Source organism: Bifidobacterium pluvialisilvae, assembly GCF_019331695.1.
Taxonomy (GTDB): Bacteria; Actinomycetota; Actinomycetes; order Actinomycetales; family Bifidobacteriaceae; genus Galliscardovia; species Galliscardovia pluvialisilvae.
Window position 1 is genome coordinate 285803 of sequence record NZ_JAHBBI010000003.1, and the last position, 12317, is coordinate 298119.

The window sequence follows — 12317 nt, forward strand, 5'->3', positions numbered from 1 at the left end:
TGGGAGCAGGCCTGCCCTCACCGTTTCGCCGCTCCGGACGCTTTGAGCCAATGCACGGCGAGCTGAGTGCGGTTCGTCAGCCCCGTCCGTTCGAGGATCGCGCTGACGCGGTTGCGTACGGTGCCTTCGCCAAGGAACACGCGGGCGGCGATCTGACGGTTGTCAAGCCCCTCGGCCACCAAGGAGGCAATCGCCCGGTCACGGTCGTTGAGATCGGAGAATTCGTCGGGGACTGCCGATGACGTGTCGTCCGCGGCGCCGGTGCCGGCGCCGGTGAGTTTGCCGATCACATCGGAGCCAAGCACCACCTGCCCGGCCATGACCGCGTGAAGCGCGGGGGCCACGGCGGTGACGTCCTGCTTGATGAGATACCCTTTGGCGCCGAGTCCCATGGCCTGCTCGATGTATGACCGGTCCGCGAACGTGGTGAGGAACAGGATGCGTGCGGCCGGGTCGCGTCGCAGTATCTCACGTGCCGCGGCGATGCCGTCGCGTCCCGGCATCTGGATGTCGATGAGCAGGATGTCCGGGTGGTTCGCCGGCTCGCGGAAGTAGTCGGCCAAGGCCGCGTCGCCGTCGTTGGCGGTCCATAATACGTCCGCCGTGCCGGTGGCGGTGAGGATGGTGGCCAGCGATTGGCAGACAATCGGATCGTCGTCCACGATGGCGATTCTCATGATGCCGTTCCCTTCCCTGTGTCTTCTTCTCTCATTATCGGTCTTGTCGTCGGTTCACGCGCACGCCATGTCATGCCCTGCTGCGCCATTGCGCCTTCGGCACGGAGACGAACACGCGCCATCCGCCGTCGTATGGTCCGCATACCGCGGTGCCGTCGAGCGCCCGCACACGCGCCTCGATGTCCGCTATGCCCATGCCGCGGGGAAGGCCTTCGACGTCCGTCTTCGGAGCATCCGTCATCGTCCCATGCGTTTTCGCGGGACCATCGTCTAGGATGACAAGCTGCCAGAACGCCGGAAAATCACGCAGGGTGACGGTGGCCTCGCGTGCGTCGCTGTGATGGACGACGTTGGCGAGCGCCTCGCGGATGACCGTGGCGAAGCATCGTGCCACCGGCGCCGGGGCTGATGCGATGCCGTTGGCGAGGGCCACTGTGAAGCCCGGCGCGGCCGCGTCGAACGATTGCGCCGCGTCGGTGATGCGGGCGGTGAAGTCGGTGCCGTCGTCCTCCAGATCGTGTACGGAGCGTCTGACCATGGTCATGGCGTCGTCCAACGTTCCGCCCACGTCGGCGAATCCCCGGGAGGCGACGGCGTCGCCGGTCGCGTCGGCCACGGCCTTGCCGGCCTGCGTCTGCATGATGGCTCGGGTGAGCAGATGGCCGACGTTGTCGTGGATCTCGCGGGCGATGCGCGTGCGTTCGGCGAGTGTGGCCATACGTACCGAACGGTCGCGTTCCTCGGTAAGGTCGGCGAGTCGTGTCCGTGCCGACCGGGAGGATGCGCGGGCATGGTCCTTGAGGACGAGCAGCTCGCTATGTGCCCGGGACGCGGCCGCGGCGCATGCGCCGAAGGCGAAGCCCGTCATCGCCGCGATTGTGAGCGTGACGTTCACTGCGATGGCGTCATGCATCCGTATCGGCGCCGCGCAGGCCGGCACGATCCATGCCCATCGCGCCAACATCCCGGCGATTGCGGGACCGGCGTCCGATGGAGTCCCGGATGAGGCCGTGCCGGTGCGGGGGACGGGCACGCGGGCCGTGTCGAAGGCCACGACGGGCAGAAACGCGGCCCAGGATGGGATGACAAGCGCCGCCAACGCATATGCGTCGACGACGATCCATGCATGTCGGGATCCCATCAGCCATTCGACTAGTCCCGAGACGGACACCGCCGCAAGCAGGCCCGCCACGAGCGTCGCGTCCACGCCGACGCCGGCAGCGGAATCATGCGTCGCGATGGCCAGCGTCATGCCGAGTGCGAGCAGCAGTCCCTTGCCGGTTATCAATCGCATGTCAGTCCTTCGTGATGTTTCTGTCGTCCAGCCTATCGCAGACGACGTCATCTCGTGTCCCGTATCGGGAATCCGGGACGGCAATGCGTCGGATGACCGGGGCGGATCATTCATGACAAATGTCATCGCGTGCCCGGCCAAGTCATGACATTCGCCTGTGGCGGATGATGTTCCACAGACGCATGATGGAACCAACGGAACCAACGTATTCGCGGGAGGAAAGGGGAACGGTCATGGATAGTGACGCAATGATGACAAGGACCTCGCAGGCAATGGCATCGGAACCGACGTCGGCAATGCAAGGCCCGTGTGGGACGTCCGAGGCGGTGATGGTGCATGGGCTCGTCAAACGCTACGGGGACCTGCTTGCATTGGACTATTTCGACCTTGATGTGCACGAGGGTGAGATCTTCGGTCTGCTTGGCCCGAACGGGTCGGGCAAGACCACGGCCATCGGATGCATACTCGCGCTGCTCACCTACGACGCCGGCACGATTCGCGTATTCGGCCAGCCGATGACGCCCACGAACTATGCGCTCAAACGACGTATCGGCATCGTGCCGCAGAACGTGGCCGTGTTCAACGAGCTGACGGTCCGGGAGAACATCGACTACTTCTGTTCGCTGTATGTGCCGCGCAGAGCCGAACGGGAGCCACTGGTCGAGGAGGCCATCGACTTCGTGGGATTGGGGGAGTTCCGCGACTATCGTCCAGGCAAACTGTCGGGCGGTCTGTTGCGGCGGCTCAACATCGCGTGCGGCATCGCCCACAAGCCCGACCTCATCTTCTTCGACGAGCCGACCGTGGCCGTGGACCCGCAGAGCCGCAACGCGATACTTGAAGGCATCCAGCGGCTCAACGGGAACGGTTCGACCGTGATCTACACGAGCCACTACATGGAGGAGGTCGAGCAGATCTGCGACCGGATCCTCATCATGGACCATGGCAGGCATCTGGCGCTTGGTACGGCGGACGAGCTCAAGAACATGATCGACGCGGGGGAGCGCATCAGTGCGGAGACGCTCGATCTGACCGAGGAGACGATTGAGCGTCTGCGGGCGTTGCCGTTCGTCATCGAAGCCGCGTACGACGGGCGCGAACTCGACATGCGCTGCCGTCGTGGCGAGCATAATCTCGTGGACCTGCTCGCCGTGCTGCGTTCGGCGAACGTCAACGTCGGCCGTCTGACGAGCCGTCCGCCCACGCTGAACGACGTGTTCCTCGAGCTCACCGGCAAGGCGCTCAGAGACTAGACGGGGGTGAATCATGCGGACCACGTTCCTCACCATCATGAAGGTGAACCTGCGCAACCGGATCGCGCTGTTCTGGCTGCTGCTGTTTCCGATCATCCTGTCCACCCTGTTCAACGGCGTGTTCGGCAACCTTGAGGACGGCTATAAGGTCAAGCCGGTGCCGATGGCTGTCGTCGCCGACGCGAACTGGAGCAAGGCCGTCGGCGCACAATCACTGGTCAACGCGTTGAACGGTAATGGCGCTACGGGCGACACCGCCAGGAACGACGAAGGCCGTGATGAAGCCGACACGGCGAACGATCCGGCCGACGGGCGACGTCTCCTGACCGTGACCGAAACCGACTCCACGCGCAAGGCCATGAGGCTTCTCGCCGACGGCACGGCGAAAGGCTACCTGTCGGCGGACGGCGGCGGACGGCTCGTCCTCACCCTCAGCCGGGAGGCCGCCTCCGCATCCCGCGCGGGAACGGGCGAGTCGGAATCGGGCATCTCCATATCCGCGCTGAGCACGGTCGTCGACATGTACAACCGCACCGACGCCATGACCCGCCAAACGCTTCAGGACAACCCGAAGGCGACCACAAGCCGGCAGTTCTGGAACGCCGTCGGCAACAGCGCGAACATGACCCGCGAGACCACGCTCACGAACTTCAAACCGGACGCGATGGCCCGGTATTATTACGCCCTGCTGGGCATGGCCTGCCTCATGGCGATGTCGTACGCGACCAACGCGGTGAGCATGGTGCAGGCGAACCTGTCCGCATTGGGCATACGGCGCACGGTCGCCCCGCTGGGACGGGCGGCGCAGCTGCTGGCAGGCTTCCTGGCCTGCTGGCTGTGCTCGTTCGTCGCGCTGCTCATCGCGCTCGTCTACATCCGCTACGTCTGCGACGTCGGCATCGGCGGACGTGAACCGGCCGCCGTGCTCGCGGTCGCTGCGGCATCGTTCATGGCCAGTTCGGCCGGCACACTGCTCGGTGCGGTTCCCCGACTGTCGGCCGACGTGAAAAGCGCGCTCGTCAGCGCCATCAGCTGCACGCTGTCGATGTTCACCGGCCTGTACGGCGGTTTCGCCATGCAATTGAGCGACTGGATCGCCCGCAACGCACCCGTGCTCGGCACCATCAATCCCGCACAGCAGGTCGTCGACCTGTTCTATTCGCTCATGTACTACGACGGCTACGGCCCGTTCATCCGCACCTGCGTCACGCTGCTCGTCATGAGCGCGGTGTTCCTCGCGGTCGGCATGGCCGTGCTCAGGAGGCAACGCTATGAACACCTGTAAGGCCACCCTGCGTATTCTTTCCGCGCACAAACTGTACGTCGTCATCTATCTGGTGCTCATCGGCATCCTGGTGTTTTCCATGAGCTGGTCGATGCTGTCCTCCAACGCCGCATCCGCCAACGCGGCGACCACATACGAGCCCGAACGGCCGACCGTGGCCGTGGTGGACCGGGACGCCAACCGCGGCGGCATCGCGGACGGCATGCGCGAGTATCTCGCCGCGTCGAGCACGTTGACGGACATCCCCGACGACCCCGAGTCGCTGCAGCAGGCGGTCGCCTCGAACTGGACCGACCTGATCGTCATCATTCCCGACGGGTTCGCGCGAGGGATGCTTGACGACGCGGCCGCCGGCCAGTCGGGTCGGTCCGTGGCGTCGTCGGCCGACCGGCCTGACGTGGAGACGGTGACCAGCTACACATCCGGCGCCGGAACGATGGCCGGCATGACCGTCAACGGATTCCTCGGCAATACACGCACCGCACTGGTCGGATCCGCCGCGGGATCCACACGCGCGCCCGGCATGCAGGATCTCGACGAAGCGGTGGACCGGGCGGTCGCGGTCGCACGGGACAAGGACGCGAACCCCGCGATACGGGTGACGGACGCGGACCACACCGCAGCCGCCGACGCCACGGACGCGGCCCTGAACGGATTCGGCACTATGATGAAGACGGCGGTGTATCCGCTCTTCCTCGCCATGAGCATCTGCTCGTCTATCGTGCTCGGAACCTTCGTCACCGGCGAGGTGCGACGACGGCTGATATCCTCACCGCAGCGCATGGCCGTCATGGGACTGCAACGGACCACCACGCTGTGCGGTTTCGCGCTCCTGGTGTGCGTGGGGTATCTCGCCGTCGCGTTCGCGCTCATGGCGGCCGCAGGTCTTGACATCGAGCGCGTTCCCGCCGACGGCCTCGTGATGACGTTCTGCGCCACCTGCGTGTACTCGCTCATCACCGTCGCCTTCGGATTCCTGCTCAGCGAATGCGGCGCCTCCGAAGTGGCGGCCAACGGGGTCGCCAACATCCTCGGACTGGCCATCCTGTTCACCTCGGGTCTGTCGGTGCCGCTGAGCATGATGCCCATGCCGGTGCTCGCACTCGCCAAACTGCTGCCCGGTTGGTGGTATTGCACGGCGGTCGACGACGCGCTTGGCGTCGGCACGGCCTCCGAGACCGGCGTCTCCGCCGGAGCGTGGCTGGGTGGCGTCGGCATGGTCGCCCTGTTCGGCGTGGCGTTCGTCTGCGTCGGCCTGGCCGTTGGCCGCATCCGCCGATCCCGCCCCGCACTTTGACGAATGCGGCCGGGATGCGACCGGGGGCATGTCGCTCGCGGTTGGCAACGATTCTACGGAGCGGGTGCCGGTTACTACAAGGAAACCGGAAGCCGCAGGCCGGGCCGTGAGGAGGGGACGCATCCGTCGTTCGATGCGCATGGTCGTCCATACGATCATCGCCCTGGCGAGGGAGACGACGATGACATCAAGTCCGCCCATCGGGATGCGATCGATGGCCGAATACGAATCCCTCATCCTCAAGGATGAGAGGCGCATTCATCCTTCTGACCGATGGAGATTCCACACGGTCGGGAATACCGTATGGCCATAGTATTCCTCTTCGATGCAAGGGAACGGCAGCGTCGTTGCAGTGTGCGGTTCTGAAGGCAAAGTACTTTTGGCTTTCGCCTCCGGGACCGCCTTTCTCGAAAGGTGGGCCATGCCAGTCATATCCACGACCGATCTCTCGATTGGGTACAAGGGTTCCCCGATCGTCAGCAACATCAACCTGCATTTGAGAACGGGCAGGATCATCTGTCTGCTCGGGCCGAATGGCGCGGGAAAGACCACGCTGATGAAGACGCTCCTCGGGCGGATAAAGCCCGTGAGCGGGGATGTCACCTACACCCAGACGAGTATTGATAAGATGTCCGCGGCGATAGACCACCCGAGTTTTTTCCCCTATCTGAGTGGCCGGCAGAATGTTGAGGTGACCTGTGCGTTCTGGGGGCTGGATGTGGACCCGGAGTCGGCGCTGGATGGCGTGGGCATCAACCCTGCGGCGCATGGGCGGAAGGCGAAGGACTATTCGACGGGTATGAAGGAACGTCTGGAACTGTGCCTCGCCCTGTTGCCGCATCCGAGGTTCCTGTTCCTTGACGAGCCGCAGAACGGATTGGACCCCGATGGCATAACCTCCTTGTCCGAAACGCTTCGCGCCTATCGGGATAAGGGGAACTGTGTGGTGATTTCCACGCATCTGCTCCATGAGATTCAGGGAGTCCCGGACGAAGGCATCATGATCCGTCATGGTCGGGCCGTGCAGATTCCGGATCTGACCGGGGTGAACCTCGCGGATCTCTATTACGATCACGGGAGGTAAAGTTGAGCGCCGTTTCTCCCGTTCGCGCGTTGGTCACCTATTACTGGAATGCACGGTATTTCCTCGCCGCGGTGGTCGGATCCGTATCGTCCCTTCTATTGGGGGCTTGGATTTCAAGCGCGGCGAACGGAACCCCGATCACCGGAGGGTACAGCTTCCTGTTCACCGGCACTCAGCCTCTGATTTGTCTTACACTGCTCTTTATGTGCGATGACAGGGTCTCGAAGGCGCATCACGGAGGCTTGCCTCCACGACTGTATTTCGCATGGAGACCACGTTCGCTCAGAACCATGTTCAGGGCTTTGACCCTGGCCGCAGTGAATCTGCTGAGCGTATTGTGCTTCGACGCCATCATGATGCTGACGGGCTCCGAAATGCACGCGCATCTGGCCGCCGTCCTGTGTTTTGTCGCTCTGCACAGCCTTTCGATTGCCCTGATCTATTCGATAATCGAGCTCGTCGCCAATCCCGAGGCCGCCGGAATCATCTCGGGCATCCTTCTTTATATATGGATTATCTTGCCGGGCGACCTTCCCGATTACGCGACGCCATATGTTGCCAATGCGCTACGGATCGTCGGATTGAACCTCAACGGCACCGTGATGTCGCCGGCGGAAGCGGCGAACCGACCGCCCGTCGGTCCTGTGATGGTCGTCGTCCCGATCGTGATGCTCTTGGCCACCTATGTTCTGCTGAGCTGGTTCCGTTGCAAAGGAGCGGAAAAGAAATGAAATCCCTATTGTGTATTGGGCGTGTGGCGTTGATTCGCCGGTCGACACTGGCTTTCATGGCCGTGCTTGTTCTTCCGCTGTTCTTTCTGCGGTACGGGAACACGGGCGCGGTGGCGCAGACTGCGATGGTGATGGCGCTTCCCATAGCCACGGCCGGCCTTGCTTCCTCCCATGCAAGGGTGCCCTGCTCATATCGTTCCTTCAGCATCCACGACCGGCTCCTGCTTCGTTTTACCGTGAAGTCGCTGGCGCTCGGCGCCGCGGTCAACGTTTGTCTGACTTTGCTGTATGGATTTGCCATCGGATTCGTCGTCAATAAGCGGCCGCTTTCCTTGCGTTTCGTTGGAATGCTGGCATTCACCGCCGTCGTTCTTTCTCTGGCTTGCTTCGTTCTGCGACTCTGGGCCAGTCCCGTTATCGCTTGGAGCATTGTCGGTTTCTTCATCATCGCCGGCCTTACGGTCAGCTCCGGCATGTTCGAGAAAGCGCCGATGCTGTACGCCGCCATACCGACCACATGGATGTTGAGCGGGGCGGGATATGCTGGTTATGTGATGCCGGCCGGTGTCGCCATTGCCGCGATAAGCGCATGGCTGCTGCTCAAGGCAGTGGTGAAACGTGTCTGATTGCGTTTCAATCGATGTGGACGGAGGTTCTATGCAGAGGCATGAGGAATAATATCCCATCGTTTGCCCATAAAATCCTTCTTGAACTGCGTGGTGCGGAAGACCGATTTAAGCATCCATCAGATCCTTCATCAAGTCGTCCGCCGACGAGAACGTCGCTCCCTCGTGGGCGTCGGTCTGACGGCGCGCCTCCATGTTCAGGGGATTCTCCCGCGTGGCGCGGAACGGCATGCCGTCATCCACGAGCGACTGGCGCAGGAACATGTTCAACGCGGTCGACAGATCCAATCCCATCGACTCGTACAGTTCCTTTGCCCGCTGCTTGACCTGAGAATCCGTTCTGAAAGTGATTGTCGTCGTATCCGCCATCACGCACCTCAATCATTGAACAAGCTAATGTATGAACATTGTAACACATTTGGCTTCAATCCTAACGTGGCCAACCGGAAGAGACGACGTGCTCGCCCATGTTGCGTTCACGGGCGTCCGTCAACGACCCGCCATCCATGATCCTCGGCATCCGGTCATCGGCATCACCCCTCCAGTGGACGACGAGCGGGACGGCCGGCGGATGCCGCCGGGGTACATGGCGGGTGTCGAAGCCACCCTACTCGCGTCCCTTGCGTTCCTCCACGAGCCGGGCCAGCCGCTCCACTGCCTCCGGTGAGGAATGGTCGAAGAACAGGCTGGTCTTCGTGTCAAGCGCGGCGATCTCGGCCATATCCGCGTCGGACAGCGCGAAATCGAAGATGTCGATGTTCTGCTCCATGCGCTTCTTATGCGTCGACTTGGGCAGAGCCACGATGTCGCGTTGCATGAGCCAGCGCAGAATCACCTGGGCCGCCGATTTGCCATGGCGCTCGCCGATGGCGACCAACGTCGGATTGGTGAACATGCCGGATTTTCCTTCGCCGAACGGCGCCCAGGCCTCCTGCACCACGCCATGCTCGGTCATATAGGCGTGCGCGTCGATCTGCTGGTTGAACGGATTGGTCTCCACTTGGTTGACCATCGGCGCGATCTCATTGAACGCGCTCAGGTCCGCGAGCCGGTACGGGGTGAAGTTGCTCACGCCGATCGCGCGCACCACGCCGTCCCTGTACAGCTTCTCGAGCGCGCGCCATGAGCCGTGCACGTCGGAATACGGCTGATGGAGCAGCAGCAGGTCAAGATAATCGGTTTTGAGCTTCTTCAACGAGACCTCGACCGACCTGAGCGTCTGCTCATAGCCGTAATGCTCCAGCCAGACCTTGGTGGTGACGAACAGTTCCCCGCGGTCGATGCCGCTGGCCTTGATGCCGATGCCCACCTCGGACTCGTTGAAGTAGGACTGTGCGGTGTCGATGTGCCGATAGCCGGTCTCGATGGCATCGGCCACGCAGCCGGCGGTCTCGTCCTTGGCGATCTGGAAGACGCCGTAGCCGAGCTTGGGCATTTCGACGCCATTGCGCAGAGTGATGGTTTCCATGGTTGTTGCCTTTCTCCGTATCGTAAGCAGGGTTATGGCTGCCACCATATTTTCCGGGAGCTGCTACCGGTCAAATCGCGACACGCCGGTAGGAACTACCGGTAGATGCTGCCGGATAATGGGAGGGCAAGAAGGAGAGGCATCGATGTACACGATGAAACAAGCCTGCGAAGCGACCGGGCTCGCCTATGAGACACTCAAGTTCTACTGCAACGCCGGCTTGGTGCCGAACCTCAAGCGAGACGCCAACAACCGCCGTATCTTCGATGACCGCGATATCACGTGGATCAACGGCCTGCTCTGCCTGCGTCGTTGCGGTATGGGCATCGAGGAAATGCGCCGATACACCGAACTGTGCGTCGTAGGGGAGCCGAGCATCCCCGAGCGCAAGCGGATGCTTGCCGACAAGCGGGCGAAGCTGGTCGAACGGCTCGCAGAAATCCAAGATTCCATCGACTTTATCGATGCCAAACAACGGTTCTATGACAACGTCCTATCCGGAGCGACCCCATACGTGAGCGTGCTTATCCCGTCCGCCGCGCTCACGGAAGACGGGCCAGTCGAACATAGCCCAGATTTGTCCAAGCAAGGCCGGTGATGACATTGCTTCTGCAACGGTTCCCCGGGTCGGAGTTGGAGATCGAGCGGCTGGTCGCCGCCGATGACTGGATGATGCGTGTGCTTGCGGCAGCACGGTCGCTGAACCTGCCCGACTGGTGGATCGGCGCGGGCTTCCTACGCAATCGCGTCTGGGATTCGTTGGAAGGCAATGAGCCGATTCGGCCGCGCGATGTCGATCTGGTGTACTTTCGGACCTCTGACGCGGCTGCTGAAACGGATTGGGATTTGAGTGACCGTGCGAACGAACGTTTTCCATTCGCTCGATGGGAGATTCGTAATCAGGCCCGCATGCATGTGAAGGACGGTGCGGCACCATTCCGGTCCGCGGCCGAGGGCATCGCCCACTGGACGGAGACCGCCACCGCCGTGGCGGTGACGCTGCGCGAGGACGGTCGGCTGTCATTCCTCTACTGCCATGGTTCCGCCGACCTGCTTGGACTGGTGGTTCGTCCGGTGACGGTCAATGGCTCAACCGTGCCCCGCGAATTGGTCGAACGCCGCATTCGGGAGAAACGGTGGCTCGAACGTTGGCCTGATTTGACCGTACGACTATAGACCACAGCTTTGGGGCCACGGTTTTGGGGCCGATTCCAAGTGCGAGGTTTGCGACCGGCGTCACGCATCGTTGCGAGACCAATGCCTGCACGAGAAACGACAAAGCCCTACATCCCAAGCGGGGGTAGGGCTCAGTGGTCGGGTCAGCGGGATTTGAACCCACGATATCCTATACCTTCCGGTTTTAATTTGGCTAAAACAAACAGTTTTGGCCCGGCCGATTAGCGTTGGAGTTTCGCCGTTTTCAACATTTGGGTTTCTTTGTCGAACCGAGTGTGATTGGCCAACCCTGACGGTCATCGCTAGCATATTGCTAGCGTCCCAGACGGTCTGAGTAGTATGACACGCTTGGCGTGTTGCGGTACTGACAAGAACGTCCTCACCGCGCATATGAATGCTCTCTGAACAGCTGTCGATATGAGCAAGGGCAGACGTTATGAGACCTCGTGGAGTGTCATTTCTGCAGATGCTCAGAGCCGATTAAGTTGGCCTCGTAATGTGCGCCAACACTCATGTAGGTTTGAACCGCCTATCAGAGTTTCAATGTGAAAAAGATTAACGACTGAAATCATCTGCATATGGTTTCATATTTTCCTCACCAGAGCCATGTCTGAATTCTACTCGGAGATGTAACGAGCCTGCTGTTGCTCATTGACAGAATGCCAATAGTCCTCTTCCGACTGATGGAATTCTGTGAAAAAATCTTCATAATAAGGCAATTGCAAAGGCTGTGGTTTACTCATCGCCTGCTCAAGTTCTTCCCATGATCTCGGGTGGTTAGATGAGCTATTAATCTCCGATTGTGTTTTTGGATCATAAAGATTGGAATATGAACACAGTTGACTCGTAGCAGCCTTTGCGATTTTGAAAAGAACCAAAGTGCCTTCTCTCTGAATATGTTCCGATTGAAAGATGGCATTCCAGCAATGCTCGTTGGACTCAAGGCTGTTACCACATTCATCAAAATGATGAATGTTATACAAACTGTGCGGTTGGTTGTCTTGCATTCGAGCTTTGGCCAAAATATCCCGTTGTGTCTGTGTAAGCGAAGGCTGCCCATGCCGCTGAAGAACGAGCCTGTACCATCGGGCGACAGGATCCGCGGCACCATTCTTATCTAACGAAACAAAGTTGAAGTACCGATCTTTCTTGGCAAAGTCTGTTAGGAAAGTCAGAACTTTCGTGAGTTCTTCGTCTGGAATTGAGACACCAATATCCAGCTTATTGCTTATTGGATTAGTTAGTTTTTGAGTTTTTTCATTGAGTTTGAGGAGGTCATGACCTTCTTTTTTTAACTGAGGGTTAAGGGTCAAAACGTGGGTCTTAAATCCGTGGTGAGGTGTTCTCCGGTCTTGCGTGTCGGGGTGTGATTAACGTTTTGGGTGTTAATCCGGCGGGGTGCTTGACTTTTCGGGTTGGCTTGTTC

General features: G+C 60.6%; 13 protein-coding genes. 8 read left to right on the forward strand and 5 right to left on the reverse strand.

What is annotated here, in order from left to right; translation table 11 throughout:
• Nucleotides 1–17: 17 nt before the first annotated feature.
• The gene (locus tag KIH77_RS04085) at nucleotides 18–677 is read right to left on the reverse strand and encodes a response regulator transcription factor (RefSeq protein ID WP_219099816.1); all 660 of its coding nucleotides are present in this window, start codon (nucleotides 675–677) and stop codon (nucleotides 18–20) included.
• A gap of 70 nt (nucleotides 678–747) precedes the next feature.
• Nucleotides 748–1971: a sensor histidine kinase gene (locus tag KIH77_RS04090; protein ID WP_219099817.1), complete on the reverse strand. Its 1224-nt coding sequence runs from the start codon at nucleotides 1969–1971 to the stop codon at nucleotides 748–750.
• 272 nt (nucleotides 1972–2243) lie between these two features.
• Between KIH77_RS04090 and KIH77_RS04095 the strand changes: the two genes are divergently transcribed.
• The 6 genes from KIH77_RS04095 to KIH77_RS04120 all read left to right on the forward strand — a co-directional run bounded on the left by KIH77_RS04095 (nucleotide 2244) and on the right by KIH77_RS04120 (nucleotide 8247).
• On the forward strand, nucleotides 2244–3224 hold the full coding sequence (locus tag KIH77_RS04095) for an ABC transporter ATP-binding protein (protein WP_219099818.1): 981 nt from the start codon (nucleotides 2244–2246) through the stop codon (nucleotides 3222–3224).
• A gap of 13 nt (nucleotides 3225–3237) precedes the next feature.
• Nucleotides 3238–4509, forward strand: a complete 1272-nt coding sequence (locus KIH77_RS04100) for an ABC transporter permease (protein ID WP_219099819.1) — start codon at nucleotides 3238–3240, stop codon at nucleotides 4507–4509.
• Nucleotides 4496–5806, forward strand: a complete 1311-nt coding sequence (locus KIH77_RS04105) for an ABC transporter permease (RefSeq protein ID WP_219099820.1) — start codon at nucleotides 4496–4498, stop codon at nucleotides 5804–5806. Before KIH77_RS04100 ends, KIH77_RS04105 begins: the two co-directional genes overlap by 14 nt.
• 421 nt (nucleotides 5807–6227) lie before the next feature.
• A complete protein-coding gene (locus KIH77_RS04110; RefSeq protein ID WP_219099821.1) occupies nucleotides 6228–6890 on the forward strand; it encodes an ATP-binding cassette domain-containing protein in 663 nt (220 codons plus the stop codon).
• A 302-nt stretch (nucleotides 6891–7192) separates the two neighbouring features.
• On the forward strand, nucleotides 7193–7621 hold the full coding sequence (locus KIH77_RS10425; protein ID WP_236024449.1) for a hypothetical protein: 429 nt from the start codon (nucleotides 7193–7195) through the stop codon (nucleotides 7619–7621).
• On the forward strand, nucleotides 7618–8247 hold the full coding sequence (locus KIH77_RS04120; RefSeq protein ID WP_219099823.1) for a cytochrome C oxidase subunit IV: 630 nt from the start codon (nucleotides 7618–7620) through the stop codon (nucleotides 8245–8247). Before KIH77_RS10425 ends, KIH77_RS04120 begins: the two co-directional genes overlap by 4 nt.
• Before the next feature lie 108 nt (nucleotides 8248–8355).
• On the opposite strand, the gene KIH77_RS04125 is transcribed toward KIH77_RS04120, so the two are convergent.
• Together KIH77_RS04125 and KIH77_RS04130 are read right to left on the reverse strand one after the other, a co-directional pair.
• Nucleotides 8356–8616, reverse strand: a complete 261-nt coding sequence (locus KIH77_RS04125; RefSeq protein ID WP_219099824.1) for a type II toxin-antitoxin system RelB/DinJ family antitoxin — start codon at nucleotides 8614–8616, stop codon at nucleotides 8356–8358.
• 238 nt (nucleotides 8617–8854) lie between these two features.
• A complete protein-coding gene (locus KIH77_RS04130; protein WP_219099825.1) occupies nucleotides 8855–9715 on the reverse strand; it encodes an aldo/keto reductase in 861 nt (286 codons plus the stop codon).
• Nucleotides 9716–9860: 145 nt separating this feature from the next.
• On the opposite strand from KIH77_RS04130, the gene KIH77_RS04135 reads away from it, so the two are divergent.
• Together KIH77_RS04135 and KIH77_RS04140 are read left to right on the forward strand one after the other, a co-directional pair.
• Entirely contained in the window at nucleotides 9861–10313 is a 453-nt protein-coding gene (locus KIH77_RS04135; protein WP_219099826.1) for a MerR family transcriptional regulator, read from the forward strand.
• Entirely contained in the window at nucleotides 10313–10891 is a 579-nt protein-coding gene (locus KIH77_RS04140) for a nucleotidyltransferase family protein (RefSeq protein WP_219099827.1), read from the forward strand. Before KIH77_RS04135 ends, KIH77_RS04140 begins: the two co-directional genes overlap by 1 nt.
• 617 nt (nucleotides 10892–11508) lie before the next feature.
• Here KIH77_RS04140 and KIH77_RS04145 read toward each other — a convergent pair.
• Nucleotides 11509–12204: a hypothetical protein gene (locus tag KIH77_RS04145; RefSeq protein ID WP_219099828.1), complete on the reverse strand. Its 696-nt coding sequence runs from the start codon at nucleotides 12202–12204 to the stop codon at nucleotides 11509–11511.
• Nucleotides 12205–12317: the final 113 nt, after the last annotated feature.

Coding starts and splice junctions, on each gene's coding strand:
- KIH77_RS04085 (WP_219099816.1), bottom strand. CDS start 677: ATGAGAATCGCCATCGTGGACGACGATCCGATTGTCTGCCAATCGCTG.
- KIH77_RS04090 (WP_219099817.1), bottom strand. CDS start 1,971: ATGCGATTGATAACCGGCAAGGGACTGCTGCTCGCACTCGGCATGACG.
- KIH77_RS04095 (WP_219099818.1), top strand. CDS start 2,244: ATGGCATCGGAACCGACGTCGGCAATGCAAGGCCCGTGTGGGACGTCC.
- KIH77_RS04100 (WP_219099819.1), top strand. CDS start 3,238: ATGCGGACCACGTTCCTCACCATCATGAAGGTGAACCTGCGCAACCGG.
- KIH77_RS04105 (WP_219099820.1), top strand. CDS start 4,496: ATGAACACCTGTAAGGCCACCCTGCGTATTCTTTCCGCGCACAAACTG.
- KIH77_RS04110 (WP_219099821.1), top strand. CDS start 6,228: ATGCCAGTCATATCCACGACCGATCTCTCGATTGGGTACAAGGGTTCC.
- KIH77_RS04120 (WP_219099823.1), top strand. CDS start 7,618: ATGAAATCCCTATTGTGTATTGGGCGTGTGGCGTTGATTCGCCGGTCG.
- KIH77_RS04125 (WP_219099824.1), bottom strand. CDS start 8,616: ATGGCGGATACGACGACAATCACTTTCAGAACGGATTCTCAGGTCAAG.
- KIH77_RS04130 (WP_219099825.1), bottom strand. CDS start 9,715: ATGGAAACCATCACTCTGCGCAATGGCGTCGAAATGCCCAAGCTCGGC.
- KIH77_RS04135 (WP_219099826.1), top strand. CDS start 9,861: ATGTACACGATGAAACAAGCCTGCGAAGCGACCGGGCTCGCCTATGAG.
- KIH77_RS04140 (WP_219099827.1), top strand. CDS start 10,313: ATGACATTGCTTCTGCAACGGTTCCCCGGGTCGGAGTTGGAGATCGAG.